The organism is Lactivibrio alcoholicus (genome assembly GCF_055390895.1).
The window spans coordinates 833,229-858,809 of sequence record NZ_AP042471.1 but is presented as its reverse complement, the minus strand read 5'-3'; the positions used below and the strand labels follow the sequence as shown (position 1 = coordinate 858,809).

Annotated in this window: 21 protein-coding genes; 17 read left to right on the top strand and 4 right to left on the bottom strand. The window is 61.7% G+C overall.

All coding sequences use genetic code 11. The features are described from left to right. The first annotated feature begins 6 nt into the window (after nt 1-6). The 5 genes from ftcD to ACZ5IU_RS04215 all read left to right on the top strand — a co-directional run bounded on the left by ftcD (nt 7) and on the right by ACZ5IU_RS04215 (nt 6,535). Nucleotides 7-918, top strand: a complete 912-nt coding sequence (gene ftcD / locus ACZ5IU_RS04235) for a glutamate formimidoyltransferase (protein WP_464420841.1) — start codon at nt 7-9, stop codon at nt 916-918. Then, the gene (gene hutI / locus ACZ5IU_RS04230) at nt 915-2,177 is read left to right on the top strand and encodes an imidazolonepropionase (protein ID WP_464420839.1); all 1,263 of its coding nucleotides are present in this window, start codon (nt 915-917) and stop codon (nt 2,175-2,177) included. Before ftcD ends, hutI begins: the two co-directional genes overlap by 4 nt. 110 nt (nt 2,178-2,287) lie before the next feature. Next, entirely contained in the window at nt 2,288-3,820 is a 1,533-nt protein-coding gene (hutH, locus tag ACZ5IU_RS04225) for a histidine ammonia-lyase (RefSeq protein WP_464420837.1), read from the top strand. A 44-nt stretch (nt 3,821-3,864) separates the two neighbouring features. Next, nucleotides 3,865-4,512 carry a cyclodeaminase/cyclohydrolase family protein gene (locus ACZ5IU_RS04220; RefSeq protein ID WP_464420835.1) on the top strand — a complete coding sequence of 216 codons (648 nt, stop codon included), beginning with the start codon at nt 3,865-3,867 and terminating at the stop codon, nt 4,510-4,512. 10 nt (nt 4,513-4,522) lie between these two features. Continuing rightward, a complete protein-coding gene (locus ACZ5IU_RS04215) occupies nt 4,523-6,535 on the top strand; it encodes a urocanate hydratase (protein ID WP_464420833.1) in 2,013 nt (670 codons plus the stop codon). Between the two features lie 94 nt (nt 6,536-6,629). Here the strand turns inward: ACZ5IU_RS04215 and ACZ5IU_RS04210 are convergent, their stop codons facing one another. After that, nucleotides 6,630-6,848 carry a sulfurtransferase TusA family protein gene (locus tag ACZ5IU_RS04210; protein ID WP_464420831.1) on the bottom strand — a complete coding sequence of 73 codons (219 nt, stop codon included), beginning with the start codon at nt 6,846-6,848 and terminating at the stop codon, nt 6,630-6,632. Nucleotides 6,849-7,089: 241 nt separating this feature from the next. Between ACZ5IU_RS04210 and ACZ5IU_RS04205 the strand changes: the two genes are divergently transcribed. From ACZ5IU_RS04205 to hutU, 8 genes are all read left to right on the top strand, one after another. Continuing rightward, complete coding sequence (locus ACZ5IU_RS04205; RefSeq protein ID WP_464420829.1) at nt 7,090-7,314, top strand: hypothetical protein; 225 nt, start codon at nt 7,090-7,092, stop codon at nt 7,312-7,314. 527 nt (nt 7,315-7,841) lie between these two features. Next, complete coding sequence (locus ACZ5IU_RS04200) at nt 7,842-9,212, top strand: MmgE/PrpD family protein (protein ID WP_464420827.1); 1,371 nt, start codon at nt 7,842-7,844, stop codon at nt 9,210-9,212. Between the two features lie 19 nt (nt 9,213-9,231). Further along, complete coding sequence (locus tag ACZ5IU_RS04195) at nt 9,232-10,632, top strand: MmgE/PrpD family protein (protein WP_464420825.1); 1,401 nt, start codon at nt 9,232-9,234, stop codon at nt 10,630-10,632. A 47-nt stretch (nt 10,633-10,679) separates the two neighbouring features. Further along, on the top strand, nt 10,680-11,675 hold the full coding sequence (locus ACZ5IU_RS04190; protein ID WP_464420823.1) for a TRAP transporter substrate-binding protein: 996 nt from the start codon (nt 10,680-10,682) through the stop codon (nt 11,673-11,675). A 174-nt stretch (nt 11,676-11,849) separates the two neighbouring features. Then, nucleotides 11,850-12,293 (top strand): TRAP transporter small permease, encoded by a 444-nt coding sequence (locus tag ACZ5IU_RS04185; protein ID WP_464420821.1) that lies wholly within the window; start codon nt 11,850-11,852, stop codon nt 12,291-12,293. Nucleotides 12,294-12,332: 39 nt separating this feature from the next. Then, nucleotides 12,333-13,619 (top strand): TRAP transporter large permease, encoded by a 1,287-nt coding sequence (locus ACZ5IU_RS04180; protein ID WP_464420819.1) that lies wholly within the window; start codon nt 12,333-12,335, stop codon nt 13,617-13,619. A gap of 48 nt (nt 13,620-13,667) precedes the next feature. Further along, entirely contained in the window at nt 13,668-16,718 is a 3,051-nt protein-coding gene (locus tag ACZ5IU_RS04175; RefSeq protein WP_464420817.1) for an AAA family ATPase, read from the top strand. Between the two features lie 60 nt (nt 16,719-16,778). Next, nucleotides 16,779-18,503 (top strand): urocanate hydratase, encoded by a 1,725-nt coding sequence (gene hutU, locus ACZ5IU_RS04170; RefSeq protein ID WP_464420815.1) that lies wholly within the window; start codon nt 16,779-16,781, stop codon nt 18,501-18,503. 277 nt (nt 18,504-18,780) lie between these two features. Here hutU and ACZ5IU_RS04165 read toward each other — a convergent pair whose 3' ends face one another. Further along, the gene (locus ACZ5IU_RS04165; protein WP_464420813.1) at nt 18,781-18,999 is read right to left on the bottom strand and encodes a sulfurtransferase TusA family protein; all 219 of its coding nucleotides are present in this window, start codon (nt 18,997-18,999) and stop codon (nt 18,781-18,783) included. A gap of 13 nt (nt 19,000-19,012) precedes the next feature. Further along, nucleotides 19,013-20,077: a YedE family putative selenium transporter gene (gene yedE / locus ACZ5IU_RS04160; protein WP_464420811.1), complete on the bottom strand. Its 1,065-nt coding sequence runs from the start codon at nt 20,075-20,077 to the stop codon at nt 19,013-19,015. Nucleotides 20,078-20,559: 482 nt separating this feature from the next. Here yedE and ACZ5IU_RS04155 point away from each other — a divergent pair, with 482 nt between their 5' ends. The 3 genes from ACZ5IU_RS04155 to ACZ5IU_RS04145 are packed head-to-tail and all read left to right on the top strand — an operon-like array spanning nt 20,560 to nt 22,746. Then, complete coding sequence (locus tag ACZ5IU_RS04155; RefSeq protein WP_464420809.1) at nt 20,560-21,072, top strand: 3H domain-containing protein; 513 nt, start codon at nt 20,560-20,562, stop codon at nt 21,070-21,072. A gap of 20 nt (nt 21,073-21,092) precedes the next feature. After that, nucleotides 21,093-21,302 carry a hypothetical protein gene (locus ACZ5IU_RS04150; protein ID WP_464420807.1) on the top strand — a complete coding sequence of 70 codons (210 nt, stop codon included), beginning with the start codon at nt 21,093-21,095 and terminating at the stop codon, nt 21,300-21,302. Continuing rightward, a complete protein-coding gene (locus ACZ5IU_RS04145) occupies nt 21,292-22,746 on the top strand; it encodes a sodium:solute symporter family protein (protein ID WP_464420805.1) in 1,455 nt (484 codons plus the stop codon). The genes ACZ5IU_RS04150 and ACZ5IU_RS04145 overlap by 11 nt, the downstream gene beginning before the upstream one ends. Before the next feature lie 29 nt (nt 22,747-22,775). On the opposite strand, the gene ACZ5IU_RS04140 is transcribed toward ACZ5IU_RS04145, so the two are convergent. Then, nucleotides 22,776-24,047, bottom strand: coding sequence for a glycosyltransferase family 2 protein (locus ACZ5IU_RS04140; RefSeq protein WP_464420803.1), 1,272 nt, complete (start codon nt 24,045-24,047; stop codon nt 22,776-22,778). Between the two features lie 143 nt (nt 24,048-24,190). Between ACZ5IU_RS04140 and ACZ5IU_RS04135 the strand changes: the two genes are divergently transcribed. Further along, nucleotides 24,191-25,558: an FAD-dependent oxidoreductase gene (locus ACZ5IU_RS04135; protein ID WP_464420801.1), complete on the top strand. Its 1,368-nt coding sequence runs from the start codon at nt 24,191-24,193 to the stop codon at nt 25,556-25,558. The last annotated feature ends 23 nt before the right edge of the window (nt 25,559-25,581 follow it).

The following is a 25,581-nucleotide window of genomic DNA, read 5'->3' as shown; positions in this document are numbered from 1 at the left end:
GAGCCCATGCGACTTGTGGAATGCGTGCCGAATTTCAGTGAGGGACGGAGAAAGGATGTCATCGAGGCGATCGTCGCGCCGTTTCGCGGACGGAACGGATGCTCGCTGCTGGATTACCGCGCCGACGCGGATCACAACAGGCTCGTCGTGAGTCTCGCGGGGGAACCCGAACCGATCTGCGACGCACTGATCGAGGCCGCGTTGTCGGCCAGGGAACACATCGACATGAACGCCCACACCGGAGCTCATCCGCGCATCGGCGCGGTCGACGTCATTCCGTTCACGCCCATCCGCAACATCGCGATGGACGAGTGCGTCCGTCTCGCGCGCGACTTCGGTACCCGCTACCACCGCGAGACGGGAATTCCCGTGTACTTCTACGAAGACGCCGCGACGCGTCCGGACCGCAAACGCCTCGAAGTCATCCGCAAGGGGCAGTACGAGGTTCTGAAGATGGAAGTCGCCAACACCGAACGGCATCCCGACGTCGGCGAGCCGAAGCTCCACCCGACGGCGGGCGCGACCGTCATCGGGGCGAGGAGGTTTCTCGTCGCGTTCAACATCAACCTCGGGACGTCCGACGTCGCCGTGGCCGACACGATCGCGAAAACCATCCGCGCGTCGGGCGGCGGCTTCCCGGCCGTCAAGGCGATGGGCGTCGATCTCGCGGAGCGTGGCATCGTCCAGGTCAGCATGAACATCGTCGACTACGAAAAGGCGGACCTGTACCGGATCCTCGAGGTCGTCCGGATGGAGGCCGCACGCTACGGCGTCCGCGTGCTCGACACGGAGATCTACGGCATGATTCCGGCCGACGCGATTCTCAGGAGCGCGGCCTACTACCTCCAGGTGAAGGACTTCGACCCGAGGCAGGTGCTCGAAGTCCGGCTTCTCGAGAGCGGGGGCGCGTCCGAATGACCCTCGGACTGCTCCGGAATGTCGCGCTCGTGACGCCCGTCGATCATGGGAAACCTTCGGCGGGCGCCCTTCAGGGGGACGTGGTCCGCCACGCGCCGGGCGCGATGCTGATCGCCGACGGTCGTATCGAGGCCGTCGGAAAGGAGGCCGGCGTCCTTGCCATGGCGAAGGGGCGACGCGTCGATACGGAGATCGACGGCGGGGGGCGCTGCTGCATCCCGGGGTTCGTCGACCCGCACACGCACGCGTGCTTCGCGAAGACGCGGGAGGAAGAGTTCTCGCTCCGGCTTTCCGGCGTCCCCTATCTCGAGATCCTCAGGCGCGGCGGCGGCATCCTCTCGTCCGTCAACGCGGTACGGAACGCGACTGACGAGGAGCTCTACCGCGTCACGAGGTCGAACGCGCTCCGCGCCCTCGCCTCCGGGACGACGACGATGGAGATGAAGAGCGGCTACGGGCTCGATACGGCGACGGAGCTCCGGATGCTCGCGGTCATCGACCGGGTCCGTCGCGAGACGCCGCTCGACGCAGCAGTCACGTTCATGGGCGCGCACGCGGTTCCCGCCGAATTTCGAAGCTCTCCCGACGCCTACGTCGATCTTCTGGTCCGGGAGATGATCCCCGTGGCCGCCGACCAGGGGATCGCGACGTTCTGCGACGTCTTCTGCGAGGAGGGCGTCTTCTCCGTCGACCAGAGCCGCCGGATCCTCGAGGCCGGCAAGCGGGCCGGACTGCGTCCGCGCGTCCACGCCGACGAGGTCCACGACACGGGCGGCGCGGCGCTCGCCGCCGAGGTCGGGGCCATATCGGCCGAGCACCTTCTCGCGGCCGGGGACGCTGGACTCGACGCGATGGCCCGGGCCGGGGTCGTCGCGAATCTCCTTCCCGCGACGGCGTACAGTCTCCGGAAGCCCTACGCCCGCGCGCGCAACATGATCGAGCGGGGGATCGCGGTCGCCGTCGCGACGGACTGCAATCCGGGATCGTGCTACTGCGAGTCGATGCCGTTCGTCTTCGGGCTGTCGGTCATGCAGATGGGTCTCACCGTCGAAGAGGCGCTCACGGCGGCGACGCTCAACGCCGCATACGCCCTTGGGCTCGCCGACCGCGTCGGAAGCCTCGGGGCCGGAAAGCAGGCGGATTTCCTGCTGCTCGACGGGGAGACTCCCGCCGCGCTCGCCTACCACGCGGGCGGAACGGTCGTCGCCGAGGTGTTCAAGCTTGGAGAACGGGTCGCGACGGGAAGATCGATCTGTTAACGGGGGGTATTTTCGTTTGAGCACCTTTGAATCTTGCGACAAAGAAGTGTTTGGCATACAATAAAGCGCGGTCCGGATACCTGAAATCTTTTCGGAGGTGCGCGTACGCAATGGCGAAACGAAATGTGGCGCTCGATGGTATATCCCTGACGATCCAGGATGTGGCGGCGATCGCCCGGGACGGGGCGACGGTGTTTCTCTCGGAAGAGGCGCGGTCGAAGATGGCAGCCTCGGCCGCGCTCGTGGCGGAGTGGACCTCCGTCGACAGGGTGATCTACGGCGTGACGACGGGGTTCGGCGACCTCGCGTCCGTCGCGATCGACAAGAACGATGTCCGGACATTGCAGTCCAACCTTCTCAGGAGCCACGCGTGCGGGCTCGGCGATCCCTTCCCCGAGGATGTCGTCCGGGCGATCATGGCGCTCCGGATCAACACGCTCGCGCGCGGGCATTCGGGGATCCGCGTCCAGACCGTCGAACTCCTGTGCGACATGCTCAATGCGGGCATCCTGCCCGTGATCCCGAGCCAGGGCTCCGTCGGGGCGAGCGGCGATCTCTGCCCGCTCTCGCATCTCGGCATCGCGCTTTTGGGTCTGGGCGAGTGTGTCTACGACGGGAAGCGGATGCCGACGTCGGAGGCGCTGTCTTTCTGCGGCCTCAGGCCGCTGGAGCTTGAAGCCAAGGAAGGGCTTGCGCTCAACAACGGAACTGCCGCGATGGCCGCCATGGGGGTGCTCGCGGCGTACGACGCCGGAAACGTTGTCCGGACCGCCGATATCGCGGCGGCGATGTCGCTCGAGGCGATGCACGGCGTGACGGCGGCATTCGATCCGCGTCCCCACGCGCTCCGGCCGCACAGAGGGCAGGGGCGCGTCGCGTCGAATATGCGACGGCTGCTCGCGGGGAGCGAAATCCTCGAACAGCATAAGGGCACGCGCGTCCAGGACGCCTATTCGCTCCGCTGCGTCCCCCAGGTCCACGGCGCATGCCGGGACGCGATAGACCATGTATCGGGCGTTCTCGAGACGGAGATCAATTCCGTCACCGACAATCCGCTGATTTTCCCCGAAGACCAGGCGGTCATCAGCCAGGGGAACTTCCACGGCGAACCGCTCGCGCTCGCGATGGACTACTTCGGCATCGCGGCGGCGGAGATCGCGAGCATCTCGGAGAGACGGCAGGCCCGTCTCGTCGACGAATCGCTCTCCGGGCTGCCGCCGTTCCTCGTGACGGGGAGCGGTCTCAACAGCGGCTTCATGATTCCGCAATACGTCTCCGCGGCGCTCGTGTCCGAAAACAAAGTGCTTGCGCATCCATCGTCGGTCGATTCGATCCCGACGTCGGCCAATCAGGAGGACCACGTCTCGATGGGGGCCTACTCCGCGCGGAAGGCCCGGACGATTCTCGAAAACGTCGTGAAGGTTCTCGGCGTCGAACTGCTCACGGCGGCGCAGGCGCTCGAGTTCAGCATGCCGCTCGCCCCGGCCCCCGGAACGGCGGCCGCGCGCGACTGCGTCCGCGGCGTTGCGCCGTTCGTCGAGCGGGACACGTATCTCTCCCCGCTCATGGACGCCGTCTGCGGTCTCGTCAGAAGCGGCGAGGTCGTCAGGGCGGTTGTCGAACGCGTCGGCGAGCTCGACTGATCGCGCGAGTCGTTTGAAGGATTCAGGCGAAAGGAGAAATGACGATGAAACTTTCCGATATGACGGTACGCGATTTCCTCTCTGATCTCGGGTCCGACTCCCCCGCGCCGGGCGGCGGGTCCGTCGCGGCGCTCTGCGGCGCGCTCGGGGCCTCTCTCGTGGCGATGGTCGGCCGCCTCTCGGCCGGCCGACCCGCATCTCGGGAGACGACGGACGCCGACGGCGTCCGGGCCGCGATGGAAGCGGCCGTCCGCGATGGCGACGAACTCTCGAGACGTTTCCTCTCGCTCATGGAGGAAGACACGGCGGCCTTCAACGCCTACATGCAGGCGCTGAAGCTCCCGAAGGGGACGGACGACGAGAAGGCGGCGCGGCGGCGCGCCATGCAGGAGGCCATGAAAGGCGCGGCCTCTGTGCCGCTCGAAACGCTCCGCCTGTGCGAACGGGTCGTCGCTCTTTCGCACGACGTCGCGGCGATGGGAAACAGGAACGCGCTCTCCGACGCGGGCGTCGCGGCGCTGACGGCGAACGCGGCCGCGGTCGGGGCGTCGCACAACGTCCGGATCAACCTCCTGTCGATCGCGGACGCGGATTTCGTCGCGCGCACGAGTGCGGAAACGCTCGACATCCTCGCACGGGTAGAGGACGGCGCGCGGGGCGTCCGCGACATCGTCGAACATTCGTTCGCCTGAGGCCGCCGGAATGGATACGATACGACTGCCCCTGTTCGCGGATTTCGACGATCTTCCGGAAACGCCTCCCTTCGAGCCGGGAATCCGAAGGGCTCCGGACCGGGGATACACGCTGAACGAAGCGGACACGATCCTCGCGCTCAAGAACGCCCTCAGGTACATCCCCGAAAAGCATCACGAACGGCTCGCGCCGGAATTCCTCGAGGAACTGCGGACGCGCGGCCGGATCTACGGCTACCGCTTCCGCCCGAAGGGCCGGATATTCGGCCGCCCGATCGACGAGTACCGGGGCGAATGCGTCGAGGGCAAGGCCTTCCAGGTCATGATCGACAACAACCTCGACTTCGATGTCGCGCTCTACCCGTACGAACTCGTCACGTACGGCGAGACGGGGCAGGTCTGCCAGAACTGGATGCAGTACCGGCTCATCAAGCGGTATCTCGAAATCCTCACGCGCGACCAGACGCTCGTCATCGAGTCGGGGCATCCGCTCGGGCTCTTCCGGTCGCGTCCCGAAGCGCCGCGCGTCATCCTGACCAACGCGCTCATGATCGGAATGTTCGACACGCAGGAAGACTGGCATCGCGCGATGCAGCTCGGTGTCGCCAACTACGGCCAGATGACCGCGGGCGGCTGGATGTACATCGGATCGCAGGGCATCGTCCACGGCACCTACAACACCATCCTGAACGCCGGACGCATGAAGTTCGACCGGACCGGAGACGACAACATCCTCGCGGGGCGGCTCTTCGTCTCGTCGGGCCTCGGCGGAATGAGCGGCGCGCAGCCCAAGGCGGCGGAAATCGCGGGAATCGTCGGCGTCGTCGCTGAGGTCGACGCGTCGCGGATCGAGACGCGCCGCGTCCAGGGCTGGGTCAAAAAGGTCTCGGGCGACCTCGCCGAAGTCTTCGCGATGGCGCGCGAGTCGATGGACAAAAAGGAACCGATGTCGATCGCGTACCACGGCAACATCGTCGACCTTCTCGAATACGCGGAGCGGGAGAACATCCGCATCGACCTCCTCTCCGACCAGACCTCCTGCCACGCGCCCTACGACGGCGGCTACTGCCCGGCCGGAATAACCTTCGCCGAGCGGACGCAACTGCTTCACGAGGATCCCAAACGCTTCCGGACGCTCGTCGACGCGACGCTCCGGCGGCACTTCGACGTCATCCGGAAGCTCGTCGCGAAGGGGACCTATTTCTTCGACTACGGGAACTCCTTCATGAAGGCCGTCTACGACGCGGGCGCGAAAGAGATCGCAAAAAACGGGCGCGACACGCTCGACGGCTTCATCTTCCCGTCCTACGTCGAGGACATCATGGGACCGATGCTCTTCGACTACGGCTACGGGCCCTTCCGGTGGGTCTGCCTCTCGGGCAGGCCGGAGGACCTCCGGAAGACCGACCGCGCAGCGATGGACGCCATCGATCCGGACCGGCGCTTCCAGGACCGGGACAACTGGGTCTGGATCCGCGACGCGGAACGCAACGCGCTCGTCGTGGGCACGCAGGCGAGGATCCTCTACCAGGACGCCGAGGGGCGCATCCGGATCGCGCTCGCCTTCAACGACATGGTGCGCCGGGGCGAGATCGGCCCCGTCATGCTCGGCCGCGACCACCACGACGTCTCGGGGACGGACAGCCCCTACCGGGAGACCGCGAACATCCGCGACGGAAGCAACATCATGGCCGACATGGCGACGCAGTGCTTCGCGGGCAACGCGGCGCGCGGCATGAGCCTCGTCGCGCTGCACAACGGCGGCGGCGTCGGCATCGGCAAGTCGATCAACGGCGGCTTCGGCCTCGTTCTCGACGGAAGCGACCGCGTCGACGACATCATCCGGAGCGCGATGAGCTGGGACGTCATGGGCGGCGTCGCGAGACGCGCCTGGGCGCGGAACGAACACGCGATCGACGTCAGCGGCGAATTCAACGAAAAACACCTCGACCAGCACATCACGCTGCCGCATATCGCCGACGAGGCGATGCTTCGGAACCTCGTCGCCGCGTCGAAGCGCTGACGTCCCTTCGGCGGGGGCAAAAGCGGACCGGACGCATGACGCATAAACAGGGGCCCCGCGCGATTCCGCGCGGGGCCCCTGTTCTTTTCCGATGCTATTTCTTCAGCGACACGACGAAGTGATCCCCTTCGTCCCTCGCCTCCGCCGTCCAGCCCTGCGACCTCGCGTAGCGCGAGACGTTCTCGCGCGCCGTCACCGTGTCGACGAGAATATCCACACGCCCTCCGGTCACGGAGGTGAGCGCCTTCCTCGTCCGGATCACGGGCTCGGGGCAGGAAAGCCCGCGTGCGTCGACGATCGTTGCGTCACTCATCGTCCGATCCCTCCTACACCCTGTCCCGCGACAGGAAGCCGACCGCGATGCAGAAGACCATCCCGACCGCGAATGCGGCGACGATGAACGCGAGAACGCCCCGGAAGAGGTGCCGCTCCCGGAGTATCACGAGATCACGTATCGCGCCGACGGTGCAAAAGTGCGTGCGCTGCGCGAGCCACGTGATCTCGCTCGTCGACGGCCGCCCGTTCGGGTACGTCGCGGGAGACCTGGAGATGGCGTGGAACGGGGGGGCGGATTTCCCGGTCCGCCCAGATGCTCCTGGGGCCGGAGATGCCGGGAGTCGTCGTGTCGTCGTGCGGGGGGATACCCGGCCGACATCGACCTGTATCAGGCGACGAAGGCCGTCTCGGCGGTCGCGAAGGCTCTGAAGCCGGGGGCGGGACTGATCCTGTACGCCGAGTGCGAGGAGGGAATGGGGTCCGGGAACTTCGGGAATCCATGACGCTCGGAATGCGGAGTCGCGAGGCGCTGCTCATGGAACTCTCACGATCCCCGCGTTCATCACACTTGACGATCTCAGGAGACGGCCCACGGCGCTCGTCACGTCGTGCTTCAGGGAGTTCCGCGAACGTGGTCTCTACCCGGGCGAAATCTTTCCGACGCTCGATGAGGCGTGGAACTGGATGCGCGATCGCGTTTCGGACGAGCCCGTCATGTACGTCGGCGCGGGGAACGGCGTCGTCGTGGGGTTCGATAGAATCCAAACGCGACTGGGCTGCCGCGTTCATCTATGGTTAAAAGTTCATCCTAGGTGGAAATTCGAGCGTGAAAACCGATTTTTTCAGAGGGCGCGTGCTTTTGACGCGGAGAAGAACCCTTTATGGGATGCCTCATGAATGCCCCATCTGAATTTGACGTTTTTTTGACGCTGCATGAGTATAACTATTGCAAATGCATGACATTTTTCTGCACTTCCTCCGTAGGAGTCTGGTTTTCTGAAGAAACGGGTCTCGAGTACGAGGTGATTGCATGCGTATAACGTCGGAAATTTCGCAATTCATAGCGCGTTCGACCTTTGACGACATTGGAGGCGCTGCACTGCGGAACGCCAAATTCACGATACTGGATACGATCGGTTCGACGTTGGCAGCGTTGCGAACTCCAGTGGGCGAAAGCCTTGCGGCCCTCGCGTCGGACGAAGGCGATGGAAATTCGACATTGTGGGGAACGGGCACGACGACATCACTGAGCCTCGCGACATTCATTCACGCGTCTCTTTCTCAAGTTCTCGATTTCGACGACACGCAGGAAATTCTTTCTCTCGCGATAGGGCATCCCGGACCAGGGATCGTTCCGGTCGCGTTGACGCTCGGCGGGAAGATCCACGCGAGCGGCGCGGACGTCCTCCGCGCGATCGTATTGGGTTATGAATTCTCCATGCGCTTCGCCTCCGCGATCGCACCCGACGATAGCGTCAATTTCAGTTTCTCCAATTCCCAGATTCTTGGTTCCGTCGTTGCCTCGTGCGTCCTGCTCGGGTTGGATACGAAGCGGACGGCAAACGCCATAGGGATCGCGACGGCCTCCTGTCCCGTCGGCGCGACGAGGGCGATGTGGAACTTCGATGCTCGCCCTATGTCGTGGGTGAAGGACAGCATCGGGTTCGTTGCGCTGGGAGGACTCATGGCCGCTCGAATGGCGAAGGGGGGATTCCGAGGGTCGATGCGAGGATTGGATCCGGAAGACGAGTATCATCGCTTGTGCGGTTCCCCGACGTACGACGCGGCGAGCATGACGGAGGGACTGGGAGATTCCTTCCGGATCGAGAACGTAAGTTTCAAACCCTATCCCACCTGTCGGTATATCCAGTCCACTCTGGATCTGTGCAGACAGCTCTTCACCGACAACGCCCTGAAAAAAGACGACATAGAAGAAATTTTCGTCAGGACCACGTCTTTCCTCGCGCGTTCCTTTTGCGACTACGAGCCGTCTACATGCGTGGACGCGCAATTCAGCCTTCCCTTCGCGATCTCGAGGGTTCTTTCGGATGTCCCGCCAAGCGCCGCCTGGTACTCCGCGGAATCCCTCGGGAGGGCCGATGCGTTCCCAAGGAAGGTCCGTCTTCTTCCGGACGCGGACATCGACAGGAAAAAATCCGAAGAAAACCGCTTGGAATCGATCGTGACCTTCCTGTTGCGCGATGGGCGGACGTTTTCAGGAACGACATCCTATGCGAAAGGGAACGTCAATAACCCATTTTCGGAAGACGATCACTACACAAAATTTTCCTTGAATATGATGCCGCAATATAGTCATCAAGAAATATCCAGTATAATAAAATATATTAATAATATTCATATGATTTCGGATATAAATTTTATTATAGATATTTTAAAATAAAGATGGGGTTGGTGTAAGTATGCGGAACATCACGGACGCGTTCATAGAAAAGGTGCAACGGATGAATCTCGAGGAGCTGGATGAAAGCGTCGTTCGAGAGGCGAAGAAGGCGGTTCTCGATACTATCGCCTGCATGATCGTGGGGACGAATTCGGATATAGGAAAAGCCACGATGGAGGTTTTCTCCGAGTTCGGCGGCAAGGAAGAGGCCATGATTGTCGGCCGAGGCAAGAAATACCCGGCCGCGATTTCCGCCTACATCAACGCGGAAACGTGCGTGGGACCCGATCTGAGCGACAACTACCAGCCCGATTCGATCATCATTTCGCATCCGGGCGAGGCGGTCGTTCCTCCCGTGCTGGCCGTCGCGGAACGAGAGAACGCCACGCTAGGGGATTTTCTGGTCGCGGTCATCGCGGGATATGAGCTCGCCGGGCGGTACGCGCGCGCCATCGAGCCGCGGCGGCCGGAAGTATACAGCTTCTCCACCCATTACACCATCGCCGGGGCGTTGGGATGCGCGAAGCTCCTGCGTTTCGACGATCGTCGGATGAAGACGACGCTCGGCGTCGCGGGGGCCCTCGGCTCCCTGCCCGTCACGTCCCCCATGTGGGGATTCAGGGAACGTCCCGCCTCGTGGCACCGGGATATGCCAGGCCATTCGAGCTTCTCCGCCGTCCTCGCATCGCAGTACGCGCAAACCGATTTCCAGGCCTGCAGGAGACTTCTCGATCCCGAGATCGCGTTTTATAAACTGGCGGGCTCGGAGAATTACGATCCGAATCTGCTCGTGGAGAACTGGGGCGGGGGGTGGGTCATCGAAAACATTACGTACAAGAAGATTCCATCGTGCTATTTCCAGCAGACCGGGGTCGAAATGGTCCGGCTTTTGGTCGAAGAGCATTCTTTGGGCAACGACGATATCGCGGCGATCGACATCTACCAGCCGAAGAACTTTGCCGCCAACTTCATCGAATATCCGCCGCAAACGTCCGTCGATACCGCTTCGAGCCTCCGGTACCTCATCTCCGCGTACCTCCTGAACCGAAAGATAGGGTCGGATTGGTACGAGAAGTATCGGGAATACCTCGCCCGGAGGGACTTCCAGGAAATCGCCGATAAGGTCACCATCCACAAGGACGAAGACCTTCAGCGCCTCTTCGACACGGAGACGATCGTCAAGGGCCGTGCGAGACTCCAAACGAGGGACGGCAAGGTGTTCGAAAAGGAACTGCGACTTGAACAGATCAAGGGAAACTTCCAAAACAATCCCATGGCCTATGAGGAGATAGTGGACAAGTTCATGGATCTCTCTGCTCCGGTCGTCGGAAAGGCGAACGCGCGGAAGTTCGTCGACGTCCTCGAATCGGGGGCGTACGACGGCCGTATGCGCGCCGTCGTGGAGGTTCTCGGGTGCTGAATATCGCGGAAGCGCACGCTTCCGTATCGCTGAGGAGGGAAATGACGATGAAGAGGAAAGGGTTGCTTCTTTGGGTTCTCGCAGCAATTGCGGTTTTGACGGTCGCGCTTCCGGCCCTTACCGCGGAGCACACCATCAAGGTGGGAACGGTGATCAGCGAACAGCACGTGGATTACATCACCTTGGTGGACGTCTTCAAGAAAATCGTCGAGGACGAGTCGAAGGGCCGGATGAAGGTCGAGATTTATCCGAACGCGCAGCTCGGCGGAGACAGGGAAATGATCGAGGCCGTGCAGCTCGGGACGTTGGAGACATGCCTGCCAACGCCGTCGGTCATCGCGGGATTCGACAAGCGTTTCTCCGTTTTCGAATCTCCCTATCTCTTCGATACCTACGAAGAGGCGTTCGCGGCCCTGAACGGAAAACTCGGCGCCCTCATGGACAGCTACCTGGCGCCGCTCGGACTCATGAACCTGGGATATGCGAACATCGGCTTCCGGCAGGTGCTGAACAACAAGCGGGCCATCTTCACTCCCGACGACATGAAGGGATTGAAGATCCGCGTCATGGAGGTTCCCGTCATGGTGGATTACATGAAGGAACTTGGCGCGAACCCGACTCCGATCAGCTACGGCGAGCTCTACACCGCGCTCCAGCAGGGAACCGTCGACGGCAACGACCAGCCCTACTGCATGGTGTACGACGGGAAGATTTTCGAGGTGCAGAAGTACCTTTCCGAAACGAACCACTTCTTTACGTCCGAGCTGTTCATCGCGGGCAAGCCGTTCATGGACAAGCTTCCCGCGGACCTGCGGGAGATCGTCGTCAAGGCGGGGAAGAAGTATTGCGAAGTGCAATGGGGCAGAATCGTCGAGCAGAACAAGAAGGACAAGGAACGGATCCAGGCGGCCGGCGTCAAGATCAACGAGCTTACCCCCGAACAGGTCCAGGCCTTCAAGAAAAAAGCCGACGCAGTATACGACAAGTACAAGGACATCTACGGCCCCGACGTCATGGCCATCGTGAAGGAACTCAGAAAGTAGCATCCCCTCGGAAGCCCTATATCGTTCGCATTTTGGATGATATAGGGCTTTTTATTTTATTATTTATAAAACGCATTACATTTTATTTTTTAGCAGAGGGGAGTATTTATGAAAAAAATGTTTTATTTTTTAGATAGAATAGAAGAATATTTTTTGGTTTCATGTGTTGCGTTCATGACGATACTGGTATTCATCCAGGTCGTGATGCGATACGTCTTCCAGAATTCCCTGACATGGAGCGAGGAACTCGCTCGCTACCTGTTCCTCTGGCTGTCGTGGGTGGGCGCGAGCTTCGCCGTGCGCGAGCGCACCCACTTCCGGGTTCAGATGTTCATCGACAAACTGCCTGCCGGAGCGCGCAAGTCGATGGAAGTGTTCATCCTGATGATCTGGTTTTCGTTCAGCGTCTTCCTGGCCTACCAGGGGATGAAGCTCGCGTCCATCCTCCTCGTCAGAAACCAGCTCTCGCCCGCAATGCAAGTCCCCATCGGCTATGCATATGCGTCCGTTCCCGTCGGGGCGCTGCTCATGGCTGTGCGAGTTCTCATAGAAATGATTAAAATAAACGATCATACATACTTTAAAAAAGAAAAAGACCCGATAGGTGACCTGTATTGATGTATTCAGAATCGTTGAAACAGATCGGGGTGCATAGCGATGGCATTCGGTAGCATATTGATTTTCTCTTTGTTGTTTCTATTCATAGGAATCGGCATTCCCATCGGGATCGCCCTGGGATTGGGAACCGCCATCACGATGCTGCTCACGACCAAGATTCCTCTGATAATGATCGCGCAGAAGGCGTTCACAGGGCTGGACAGCTTTCCGCTGCTCGCCATTCCCTTCTTCATTCTCGCCGGCGCGCTCATGTGTCGCGGCGGAATCGCGCGACGGCTCGTCAATCTCGCCGAAAGCGTCGTGGGCTTCATCATCGGCGGCTTGGGCATGGTGACGGTCATGGCCTGCATGTTCTTCGCGTCGATATCGGGGTCCGGCCCCGCGACCGTGTCGGCCATCGGTTCCTTCATGATTCCCGCGATGAACGAGCGAGGATACGACAGAAATATCGCGGCGGCATTGACCGCGGCCTCGGGAACGCTCGGAGTGATCATTCCTCCCAGCATCGCCTTCGTTGTGTACGGCGTCGTCACGCAGTCTTCGATCGGGGATCTCTTCATCGCCGGAATCGTGCCCGGGATTCTCATCGGCTTATCTCTCATGTTCGTGTGCTACGTCGTAGCGAAAAAGAGAAAATATCCCGTGTCGTCGGAGCGATTCTCGGCCGCCAGGTTCGTGAAGGCGCTGAAAGAAGCGACGGGCGCGCTCATGGTGCCGATCATCATCCTCGGGGGTATCTACGGAGGCATCTTCACTCCTACCGAAGCCGCGGTGGTTGCGTGCGTCTATGCGTTCGTGATGGGAAAATACGTGTACAGGGAGCTCGAATGGAAGGACGTCTATCAATGCCTCAAGGAGACCGCCCTGATCAACGGAGCGACCGAGTTCATGATCGGGCTTTCGATGGCGTTCTCGAATTATCTGTCGATGGCGCAGATTCCGGCATATATCGCTAAAATCATCATCGGCTTTTCCAACAGCCCCATAATCATAATGCTCGTGATCAATATATTGCTGCTTTTCGTCGGATGCTTCATGGAAAATCTCGTCGCCGTCATCGTGTTGACACCTATACTGCTTCCTATAGTGAAGTCGATCGGAATCAATCCGATACATTTCGGCGTAATAGAAACAGTTAATTTTGCCATAGGTTTCTTTACTCCTCCATACGGGATAAATCTATTCGTTGCATCCGCCATATCAGGTGAAAGCATAGAAAGAATATCAAAGGCTATATTACCATTTTTGATAGTTATGATTATCGATCTCTTTTTGATCACCTACTTGCCCGTGCTGAGCATGGGGCTCGTCAATATCATGAAATAAGAAGGGACAACGTTCCGAAGGGTATCGCGTTCAGGGGAGAGTTCCGTCATGACCGTATCGATTCATGTGCTGGGAGCGCCGTATGTCGATATCGACGGCAATCGCGTCGCCTTTCCGTTGCGCAAGGCCGAGGCGATAACGTATTATCTCGCGATCGAAAAACGCGCAAGCCGCGACGCGCTCTGTTCGATGCTCTGGCCGGACAAGGAAGAAGGTGCTGCGCAGAACAGCCTGCGCAGCGCCTTGTATGTCCTGAACAAGGTCGCCCCGTCGGCCATCCTCATGGACACCAGAAAAACCATTCGGATAGGCCCGTGTCGATGCGATCTCGACGCCATCACGCTGCTTCCCGACCTCGCGACTCCGATTCCCGGCAATATTTATGGAAAGTTTATGAGCGGATTTCGGATTTCCGATAGCCCGCAGTTCGACGAATGGATCGCGAGCCATGAGATGCCGATCAGGAAAAAACTGACGGACCAACTCCGTTTGCGGATCGAGGCGGGGTACGAGGCGGAGAATTTCGTCGAATTGCACGACTCGCTCGACGCCCTGCTCGATCTCGATCCTTTCGACGAGGATTCGGTCATGGAGTTGATCGAACTTCATATCCGCCAGGGTCGGTCGGCGAAGGCGATGGAGTTGTTCTCGACGTATCGAAAGCGCCTCGACGAAGCGCTCGGACTTGCGCCGAGCGCTCGAGCGGAATCGTTCTTTCGGGATGTCTTTTCAAAGAAAACGATCAGGAAAAGGACCGCCGATGAGGATGCGGAGCATTTCTGCGGCCGCGAAAAAGCGATGTCCGATATCGCGGACTTTCTCTCTCGGACGACGGATAGCCCCAAGGTGGTCTTCATCCACGGAGAACCCGGAGTGGGAAAGACCTCGCTCGTGCGCAAAGCGGTTTCGTCGATCCCGGACGAACGAAAGATCGTTTTCACCGTTCAGGGGTATCAGGCCGACCAACCGTTTCCGTTCGCTCCGTGGAGGAAGTTCGTGGCGCACATGGCGGGGATGTTCGACATGTCGACACTGCCTCTCAATCCGGTCGAGCTCGCCGCGATCGGCGGCGCCTTCCCCGAGTTGGCGCACAAGAGGAAATTCAATTCCACATGCGATATGGGCCTCATGTCCGAAAGCGATCCTCCTTTGCTCGGAAAAACCCTTTCCGACATAGCGCTCGAGATCGCCGGACCGCGGTGTCTCGTCATGGTGTTCGAGGATCTGCATTGGTTCGACTCCCAGTCTTTGCAACTGCTTCATTCGTTCCTCGCGTCCATGCGCGTTGCGACGAGCGTGTTCGCGACGAGTCGTCCGGAGGGCGTTGAGACGCAGGATGCGCTCTTCGGTCGCCTGCGGCGAACGAATTCCCTGGACTATCTCTCATTCGCCCTGCCGCCCTTCACGAAGGACGAGACATTGCGCTTCTGTCGGGTGCACCTTCGCGAGGAGCGAATCGAGGAAAAGGGCGAAGACTTCTTCCAGCGGGAGAGCGAGGGATTGCCGTTGCTCCTCGTGGAACTGGTTCGTTGCCTCGCGGATGACGTGAACGGCAATTGGAAGGGGGATCTGGGGGCCGCGATCCTGACGAGGATGGGAGCGATGAGGGAACAGGAAAAGAGGTTTCTGCAGGTGCTCTCCCTATTTCCTCAACCGACGTCGCTTTCCGTTCTCGCAAGCGTCATGGAGGAAACCTCGCTTCGGGTGACCGTCATCGCCGAGAAGATGCTACGAAAGGGATTGGTCGAAGAAGGCATCGGCGGCGACGGAATCGCGTGCCTCGGCTTCCGTCATGAGAAGATCAGAGAATGCGTGTACGGCTCTCTCCCCCTGTTTCGCCGAGAGGTTCTCCACAGACGGATCGGGCATATCCTTTCCGAAGCCTATCGTCCGGAAGTGTGGAACCCGTCTCTCAGCGCGGCGTTGTGCCATCACTACGTCCAGGCGGGACTCCACGAGAAGGCGCTGGAACAGAATTTGAAGGAGATGTACTTCAACATAACGCTGAATCACGAGCTTTTCCCGATGGCTCCGGACTGGATCTTTCGCTCCTTTCTGATGCCCTACAGCAGTCGGCTCGATACGGAACAGAGAATGGATCAGGTGCGCGATCTGTTGCATGTCCTCAACAGGAAGGAAGAAAACGTGCCGGAAGTCCTGCGGATGGAAGGAACGTATCTCGAGCTTCGAGGCGGATACCATATCGGGTGGGGACAGTACCGGGAAGGCAGGACGTTCATCAACAGGGCGCTGCGGATCGCCGAAAAGAACGGTTTCGACGAGATCAAGATCCGGTGCCTCCAGCACGTGGGACACAATTACCTGCAAACGGACAACTGGGAGCAGCTTCTTCCGTGCGCCCGCGAGATGCTCCGCGTGTCGAGGGAGACCGGGCGCGACGATTACGCCGGAGTCGCGCTTCGCTTCATCGGAGTCGCCTTGCAGCTCAAGGGCGATCATCGTCTCGCGGAAAAGGCGTTCCGACAGTCGATCGCGGTGTTCGAACTTCTCCGCGAAGTGGGAAAGCATTACCCGCTCTGCATCCTGTCGGCATGGTGCTATATCGGCGAAATGCACCACTGGCGCGGCGAATTGACCGAGGCGCTCGAATGCTTCGAACGATGCGTTCGAGGATGCGAAGAGGCCGATTTCGTCTGGGGATGCGGCCATTTCCACGCGCACGCGGCGGATGTAGCCCTCGACATGCGGAATTTCGATCTCCTGTACGACCATGTCGACAAGGGCATAGAGATCTTCGAACGATCGCGGGGAGGGCGCTGCGGCTCGATCCTGTACAGCATGAAAGCGATTGTCGACGCGCGACGGGGAAATTTCGAACAGGCGCGCCGTTCGCTCGAGCGCGGCGATATTCTCTGCAATCCCATCCGGAAGCGATCCTGGTCGGCCGTGCAGGCGATGGCGAAAACCTACGTGGCGGCAATCGCCGAAAAAACCGGAAAGCGTCGTCTCCTCTCCGGGGTGTGCGACAAAGCCTCCCCGGCGTATGCCGAAGAGGCGATGGCGTTGTACGAAAGCCTCCCCGTCCCGCACCGGGTCGAGTTCCTGAAAAAGATTTCCGACGGCGCCATGGACATCTGAATCGATGCCGGATTGACGGGACGGTAGCCCATACTCGCAGGAGAACCGAGAACCAGGATCATGAAGCGGGAAGGCGTTGAGCTCATGACGGAGAAGGCGAAGATTCTGTACGATGTGAAGGCGCAGAGGGGATCCCTCCTGCGATGCAGGGGATGGAGACAGGAATCGATTCTGCGAATGCTCGAAAACACGATGGAAAACGCCGAGCATCCCGAACGGTTGCTCGTCTACGGCGGAAACGGGAAATGCGTCAGAAACTGGGAGAGCTATCACGCGATCGTCAACGCCCTTCGAGAACTCGATGACGACGAAACGCTCGTCGTTCAATCGGGCATGCCGGTCGCGGTCTTCAGGACGCACAGGTATTCGCCCATCGTGGTGATGGCGACGGCCAACATCGTTCGACCCTCGTGGGAGACCTTCCGCGCTCTCGAAGCGAAAAACCTCACGATGTTCGCGCAATACACGGCCGCGCCATGGGAATACATCGGAACGCAAGGCGTCATCGAGAGCACGTTCGAGACGCTGGCCGCCGTGGCGATCAAGCATTACGACGGCGCTCTGGAGAACAGGATCCTTCTCACGGCCGGCGCGGGCGGGATGGGAGGCAACCAGACGTGGGCGATGAAGCTCCACGGCGGCATAACGATCGTCGTCGACGCCGATCGCGCCATCATGGAGCGGCGCATCCGTCGCGGGTACCTGGACGAGATAGTCGATGGAATGGATGAGGCGATCGGGGCCGCCAAGATGTGCTCGCGATCCGGAACCCCTCGCTCCTTCGGCGTCGTGGGAAACGCGGCGGACTGTTTCGAGGAAGCGTACGAAAAGGGATTCATGCCGGACATCATGACGGAGATGTGCCCCTGCCACGACCCGAAGGCGTATATTCCTTCGGGATATACGCCCGAACAGGCGCAGGAGCTTCGCGGATCAGTCCCCGAGACGTACCTCGAGAAGAGTCGGGCCACCATGAGGCGTCAGCTTCGCGCCATGCTGAAGTACCTCGACGCAGGCATCCCGGTTTTCGAGTACGGGACGAGCATCCGCAAGGAATGCCGCGACGCGGGCATGCCCGAGAAGCAGGCGATGCGGCTCCCGTCGTTCGTGTCCGAATATATACGTCCCCTTCTCTGCGAGGGCAGAGGATCCTTCCGGTGGGTGTGCATATCCGGAGAAATCGAGGACCTCGAGCGAACGGACTCGCTTGCGATGGAACTTTTCGGAGATGACCCCGTCATCGGCCGTTGGATTCCTCTTGCGAGAAGACACCTGCCGATCGAGGCACTCCCGGCGCGAATCTGTTATATGGGATTCGGGCAACGGAAGACCTTCGCGCTGGCGGTCAACGAACTTATCAGGAAAGGCGAGATACGGGGCCCCGTAGCATTCTCGAGAGACAACCTCGATTCGGGATCGATCGTGAACCCCACGATCGAATCGGAGAACATGCCCGACGGAGGCGACCTCATCGCGGACTGGCCGATTCTCAACGGCCTTCTGAACGCCTGCGGGATGTGCGATCTCATCGCGATTCAGGCGAATTATTCCATGGGCGAGGCCGTCCATACGGCCGTCACGCAAATCGCCGACGGGACGGAAGAGGCCGACCTGCGCTTGAAGGTCGCCATGACCGTCGACTCGGGGATGGGAGTGGTTCGGCATGCGCAGGCGGGGTTCGCCGCGGCGCGTGACGTGGCGATGGGGAACGGAAGATTGACCAAGGAATCCATAAGGATTCCGTTGTGGTGGGAACCGGCGGAGAAAGTGACCAACGGGCCTTGATCGAAGCATGAAGATTGATGCGTCAAGGTGAGGTGATTCCAGAACAGTGCAGTCCTATCCTCTCGTCTTCGATGCATTCATGCATTCCCATCGCGCGGCGCCGATACACGGCGCCGTTTTCTTACGACGGCTTCCGAAGCGAGAGCGAAATGTGGTTTTCTTCTCGCCGCATCGAAGCGCTGACGCTCCTTCGGCGGGGGCAGAAGCGGACCGGACGCATGACGCATAAAGAGGGGCCCCGCTCGGAATCGCGCGGGGTCCCTCTTTCTTTTCGGTCCTATTTTCTCAGCGATACGACGAAGTGGTCGCCTTCATCTTTCACTTCTGCGGTCCATCCCTGCGATCTCGCATAGCGCGAGACGTTTTCCCGGGATGTCACCGTATCGACGAGAACGTCCACTCGTCCTTCCGCGAGGGCGGCGAGCGCCTTCCTCGTCCGAACCACCGGCTCGGGACACGAGAGCCCGCGGGCGTCGACGATCGTTGCGTCAGTCATCGTCCGATCCCTCCTACACCCTGTCGCGCGACAGGAAGCCGACCGCGAGGCAGAAGACTATCCCGACCGCGAACGCAGCCGGAGCGAACGCTGTAATCCCGGCCCCAGACGACGCGAGGCTGAAATTGTGCGCGAACGCCGCACCGACGAGCATCCCGAGGATGAACACACCCGCGTCGCCATCCCCCTCGCCGCTCATGATGAGCTGACGTCCCGGGCAACCGCCCGCGAGCGTGAACGCGAGGCCCGAAAGCGTCATTCCGAGGAAGTTCCAGAGCGTATTCACGTGCGCGACGGGCTGTTTCTCGAACCCCGCGTGGAACTGCCCGAGCGCGAGGTTCGTCGCGAGCGCGGCGACGATGAACGCGAGAACGCCCCGGAAGAGGTGCGAGTCCCGGAGCATGACGAGATCGCGTATCGCGCCGACGGTGCAAAAGCGCGTGCGCTGCGCGAGCCACCCGACGAGGAGCCCCGCGCCGAGCGAGATCATGAGCGGCGCGTGCGCGGCTCCGGGGCCTTCCTTCGAGAAGAAGATCGGCCCCGTTCCGTCTTTGCCGAATGTCGGCTGCAGGACGAGCAGCGCGAGAATCGCGACGGCCGCGAGCGGCATCATGAGTCCGGAAACTTTCGATGTCGCGTGCGCGCGACCGAGGGTGAATCCGTTCCAGAGGAAGACGATGCCGATCACGACACCGGCGGCGAGCCCGGCGATTCCCGCGATCGCGTTCCAGTCGCCGCCGGCGAGGCGAAGATACGCCCGCCACGGGCAGCCGAGGAAGATGAGCGCCCCGATCATCGCGAAGACGCCGAGGAAGAAGCGCACCACCGGAGACGAACCGCTCCGGGGCGAATACTCGCCGAAAACGAGCGCCGACAGGAACGCTCCGATGACGAACCCCGCGATCTCGGGCCGGAGATACTGGACGACCGCCGCCCGGTGAAGCCCGAGCGCGCCCGCGATGTCGCGGGTGAAACAGGCGACGCAGATTCCCATATTGCCGGGGTTGCCGGATTTCACGAGATATGCCGCGAGCGCACCGATCACGGCGCCCGCTATCATCGGGCCGTGTCGGGACATGAGAGGACCACCTGAAGTTTTCATGGAAACCACCCTTCGAGAGAACGAAAAGCGAACGGAAGGGTCACGCGCGACGCGCGACCGAACGAAAAAGCGCCGCAGAGACGACGCAGGGCAAAGCGACGCCTTCGGACGCAGTCCGAAGGACATCGGTTCGGCTCCGGGAAACCCGCGAAAGGGGATGGTTCAGAGGGGTATTGTCGGAAGCTGGGAAAACGCGTTCGCGGGAAACCGGCGGATGATCCATGCAGCCCGTGCATCGGCATTCACGGATCGTCACACGAAACGCATCATCGGTCTCCCTCCCCGCGTAATTCGAATATGAACCTGCAGACATTATATCATTCCGTTCCGTGCGTCAGGCGTACGGGAGAAACGAAGAAGGCGCGAGGACGTCCGGAAGGCAGTGACTTTCTTCCGGGGAGTGCCGATCGTGCTATAATGTGCTACTAGCAGATAATAGCTAGTATGGGGGTGTACAGATGGATAAAAGGGAACGACTCGACGCGATCCGTTCGGATCTCGAGACGGCGACGCGTCCCCTGAACGGCACGGAGCTCGCTGCCCGCTTCGGCGTGAGCCGTCAGGCGATCGTTCAGGACATGGCGGCGCTTCGCAACGAGGGGATCCCCGTCGCGGCCACGTCGCAGGGGTATCTCCTCGACCGGGGACGCTCGGGCGTCCGCCGTCTCTTCGCGGTCCGCCACGGGGCGGAAGCGATCCATGACGAGCTTCGGGCCGTCGTCGATGCCGGAGGAACGGTCGCGGACGTCATCGTGGACCACCCCGTCTACGGGGAGATCAGGGGAGCGATCGGAGTCCGGACGCGCGACGACGTGACGCGGTTCGTCACTCTCCTCGAAAGTTCCGGGCGCGGCGCGCTTCTGACGCTTTCGGGAGGATTCCATCTCCACACGGTCGAAGCTCCCGACGAGGCGACGATGTCGCGGGTCGAGGAGGCGCTGCGGACGCTCGGGATTCTCCTGCGTCCGTAGGAGAGCGAAAGGAGCCGGTCATGTCGAAGAAAGAACGAATCTGGGTTGTTTCGGGGGGATTGGCGGTGCTGCTCTTCGCGGTTGCGCCGTACATCCTGCCGCGCGGACTGGGGCACACGGTCAGGGGTCCGTTCGCGGTCTGGACGGTCGGGTGTGCGCTCGTGATAGCGGCGGGGGCACTCTACACGCGTTTCTGGAACGGAAGCGGGAGGAATCGCGGTGTCCGTTAGCCTTCTGGTTGCCGCGATCGTGGTCTGGTTCGGCGCGGGAGCCGCGCTCTCGTTCTACGCGCGCACAAAGACGGGGAGCGGGATGAGCGAGTTCTTCCTCGCGAACCGCGGCATTGGCGGCGTCGTCTCCGCGCTGACCTACAGCGCGACGACCTACAGCGCGTTCATGATGGTCGGGCTCGTGGGAATCACGTACCGTTCAGGCGTCGCGTCGCTCGGGTTCGAACTCGCGTACCTCGCCGCGACGGTCGTCCTGCTGACGGTCTTCGCGCCCCGATACTGGGTCGCGGGACGGCGATTCAATCTCGTGACCCCTCCGGAGCTCCTGTCGCTTCGCTACGGGTCGCGGACGGTCGGATGCATCGCGGCCGTCCTTTCTCTCGTGATGCTGGTTCCGTACGCGTCGGTCCAGCTCATGGGCGTCGGATATCTCGTGGAGACGCTCTCCGGGGGCGGAATTCCGTTCGCAGCCGGGATCCTGCTCGCGGCAGGCATTTCTCTGATCTACTCCCGGTGGGCGGGATTGCGGTCCGTCGCGTGGACGGACGCGCTCCAGGCGGGCATCATGATGATCGCCTGCGTGGTTCTGGCGTGGTACGTTCCGTCCCGCCTGCTTCCGTCCGGAGTCGGCGACGCGGTCCGGACTGTCGCGCCGCTCCTCGAAGTCTCGTGGCCGTGGCCGATGTTCCTCGGAATGACGCTTCCGTGGGCATTCTTCGCCGTGACGAACCCGCAGGTCGTCCAGCGCCTCTACTCCCCGCGCGACGTGACGAGCATCAAGCGGATGATCGCGGGCTTTGCCGGCTTTGGCCTGGTCTACACGGTGCTCTGCGTCGTCCTCGGGCTTGCGGCCGCGGTCGTCGTCCCGGGGCTGGCCAATCCCGACGGGGCCATGGCCGCGCTGCTCGCGCGCGTTCCTTGCGCCCTCTCGCTCGTCGTCTTCCTGAGCATCGTCGCGGCCGCCGTGTCGACGCTGACGGCCGTCATGCTGACGCTCTCGTCGATCGTCGCCCGCGATATCGCGCGTACCCTGAATCCCGGCATCGGCGAAGAGACGGAACTGGCGGCCGGAAAAACCGCGATTCCTGTTATCGCGGCCGTCTGCTGCGTTTTCGCGTCGCTGCGGCCGGGGCTCATCGTCGTCCTCTCGTCGCTCGCGTCGGGCGGACTGCTCGCGCAGGTTCCGGCGGTATTCGGCGCGTTCTTCTGGCGCCGGGGTACCTCACAGGGCGCGATTCTTTCGATGATCGCCGGAGCGCTCACGATGATCGTCCTCTCGGCGTGGAAGGTGAACTTCCTCGGGCAATGGCCCTCCGTCTGGACGCTCGCGGTCTCGACCGCGTCGTACGTTCTGGCGTCTCTTCTGTCGCCGCGCGAAAAATGCGCCGACGCCTTCGTCGACGCTGTCGAGGGGGAACGAAGGAAACGCTTCCCCGACGCGTAGCGGGAAAACCGCGCGTCTCCGCTGCGCGTCTAGCCGTTCTGCCGCGAGGCGGGGGCTTTTGCGATCTCCGCGATGTCGATATCCCTGTTGTGGCGCGTGGCGACCCAGACCCCCTGATTGCGGGCGGTGAACAGCGCGCGGAAGACGAGGGGGAGCCACGTGAGACCGTAGAACAGGAACGTCGGGAAGAAACGGAGGTAGGTCAGGTCGAGGCGTTCGTTCCGGATGGAAGGTCCGAGGACGGACGCCGCGATCGTATAGATCACGGGGAACGAGAAGAAGGCGGCGAAGCCCTGCGGCGTCTTCAGGATTCCGGGAACCCACTCCGCATAGACTGCGGCTGCGAGCACGAAGATCGACAGGCAGAGCTTGAGGGGAACGAGGAGGTACAGCACGAGGTCGAGGTACCGCAGCCGCCGCGTCGTCGCGAACAGGCGGAGTGCCTTCGGGCCGTACTTCCCGAGAACCCAGTAGTGCCCCTGCATCCAGCGGAGCCTCTGGCGCATCGACGGCCGGAGCGCAACGGGCTTCTCGTCGTACACGACCGCACTCTCGTTCCAGAAGACCCGTTCTCCGGCGAGCACGAGCATCGCGGTCATTTCGAGATCCTCCGTAAGACTCTCGATCCGCTCCGTGAGCTTCAGGAACGTGGACGTCCGGACGACGAGCCCGGTTCCGCCGAGCGCGCACGAAAGACCGACGTGATCGCGCGCGGCCTGCCAGAAGCGATTCGTGAACCAGTACCCCACGGCGTAGGCGCGCGTCACCCAGGAGTCGGTCGGATTCTTGACGTCGAGGTACCCCTGAATGGCCTTCGCCTCCGGGTGAATCACGAGAAAGTCGTTCATCTTCGAGAGGAAATCGGGAGCCGCGAGGTTGTCCGCGTCGAAGACGGCGACGGCATCGACGCCGTCGAGAGGGATGTGCGCAAGCGCCCAGCGGACGTTCCATGTCTTTCCCCTGCGCTTCGGATCGTGCCGGAGAAGGACCTTCGCGCCACGTTCGCGGGCGAGCGCGGCCGTCGCGTCGGTGCAGTCGTCGCAGGAAACGTAGACATCGACGAGTCCGGCGGGGTATTTCTGCTCTTTCAGACTCTCGAGCAGCGGGACGATGACGGACTCCTCGTTGTGCGCGGGGATCAATACCGCGAAACGCGTGGCTGCGGGCGAAGACGGAAGCGGGGAGGATTTCCCGACGTATGACAGCGCGATCGCGCACTGATAGAGAAAATCGAGAAAGAGCAGCGTTCCGATGACGCCGACGAAAGACAGAAACAGGACAGACACGTGGGATACGATCACGGATACTCACATTCCCTTCAAAACTGTAGTAGACCCGACGTCTCGAATTGTCGCGACGGTAAATACAAATTATAGCGCATAAAGACGCCGGATGCGCGGTTATGCTACACTGACGCCGATACCGGAGCGGGGAGGGATCGACTGTGGGAAGGGAACGGTTCGTCATCGTGGGCGGAGACGCCGCCGGAATGTCCGCGGCGGGGCAGATACGGAAACGGAAGCCCGACGCGGATATCGTCGTCTACGAGCGCAGCGGCTTCTGCTCCTACTCCGCGTGCGGAATGCCCTATTACATCGGCGGTGTGGTCGACAGCGAGCGACGGCTTCTCGTGCGTTCGCCGGAGGAATTCCGAGCCCGCCTGAACATCGATGTCCGTGTCCGCTGCGAGGCGATCTCGCTCGATACCGCGGGGCGTTCGGTCCGGATCAGGGATCTCGACGCAGGACGGGAGTATTCGGACTCCTTCGACCGTCTCCTGATCGCGACCGGTGCCAGTCCCTTCGTCCCGGACGTTCCGGGAGCGGGAGCGGACGGCGTATTCAGCCTCGGAACCCTGGAGACGGGGATCGCCGTATACCGGTACGTTCTCGGGCGCGAGCCGCGCAGGGCCGTCGTCGTCGGCGGCGGGTACATCGGTCTCGAAATGGCGGAAGCATTCTGCCTCAGAAAGATGGATGTTACCTTGCTTGACCGGGCGCCGCAGGTCATGGGGACGTTCGACCCCGACATGGCCTCCCTGATCGAGGACGAAATCCGGCGAACCGGAACGAAGGTCCGGCTGAACGAGGAACTCAGGGGTTTCGAGACCGAAAACGGACGCGTTCGCGCGGTCGTGACCGGTTCGGAAACTATCGACGCGGATATCGTCGTCATGGGACTCGGCGTGCGCCCGAACTCGGAACTCGCTGCGGCCGCGGGGCTGCCGCTCGGTCCGAAGGGAAGCGTCGCGGTCGACAGGAGGATGCGGACCTCCGTCGAGGGGATCTGGAGCGCCGGAGACTGTGCGCAAGTCGTCAGTCTGCTGACCGGCGTCCCGGTCCACGTCGCGCTCGGGACGGTCGCGAACAAGGCCGGCCGCGTGGCGGGGATCACGATGGGAGGCGGCGACGCGGTCCTGCCGGGCGTTCTCGGGACGGCCATGAGCAAGCACTGCCGGTACGAAGTCGCGAGGACTGGCTTCAGCGCGGCCGAAGCCGCTGCGTGGAACGTTCCGGTCGTCGCCGCGACGATCCGGAGCAAGACCCGCGCAGGATACTATCCGCAGTCGGAGGACATGAACATTCGGCTCATCGCGTCGGCGGAGAGCGGCCGCCTTCTCGGAGGGCAGATCGTCGGGGGGCAGGGGGCGGCGAAACGGATCGACATCATCGCGACGGCGATCCAGGGAGAAATGACCGTTCCGGATGTCGTCGACCTCGACCTCGGCTACGCGCCGCCGTTCTCGACGCCGTGGGACCCCGTCCAGATCGCCGCGCGGGAACTCCTGGGCGCGCTCGGAAACGCCGGATAAGGCGACGGGACGAAAACGGGAAG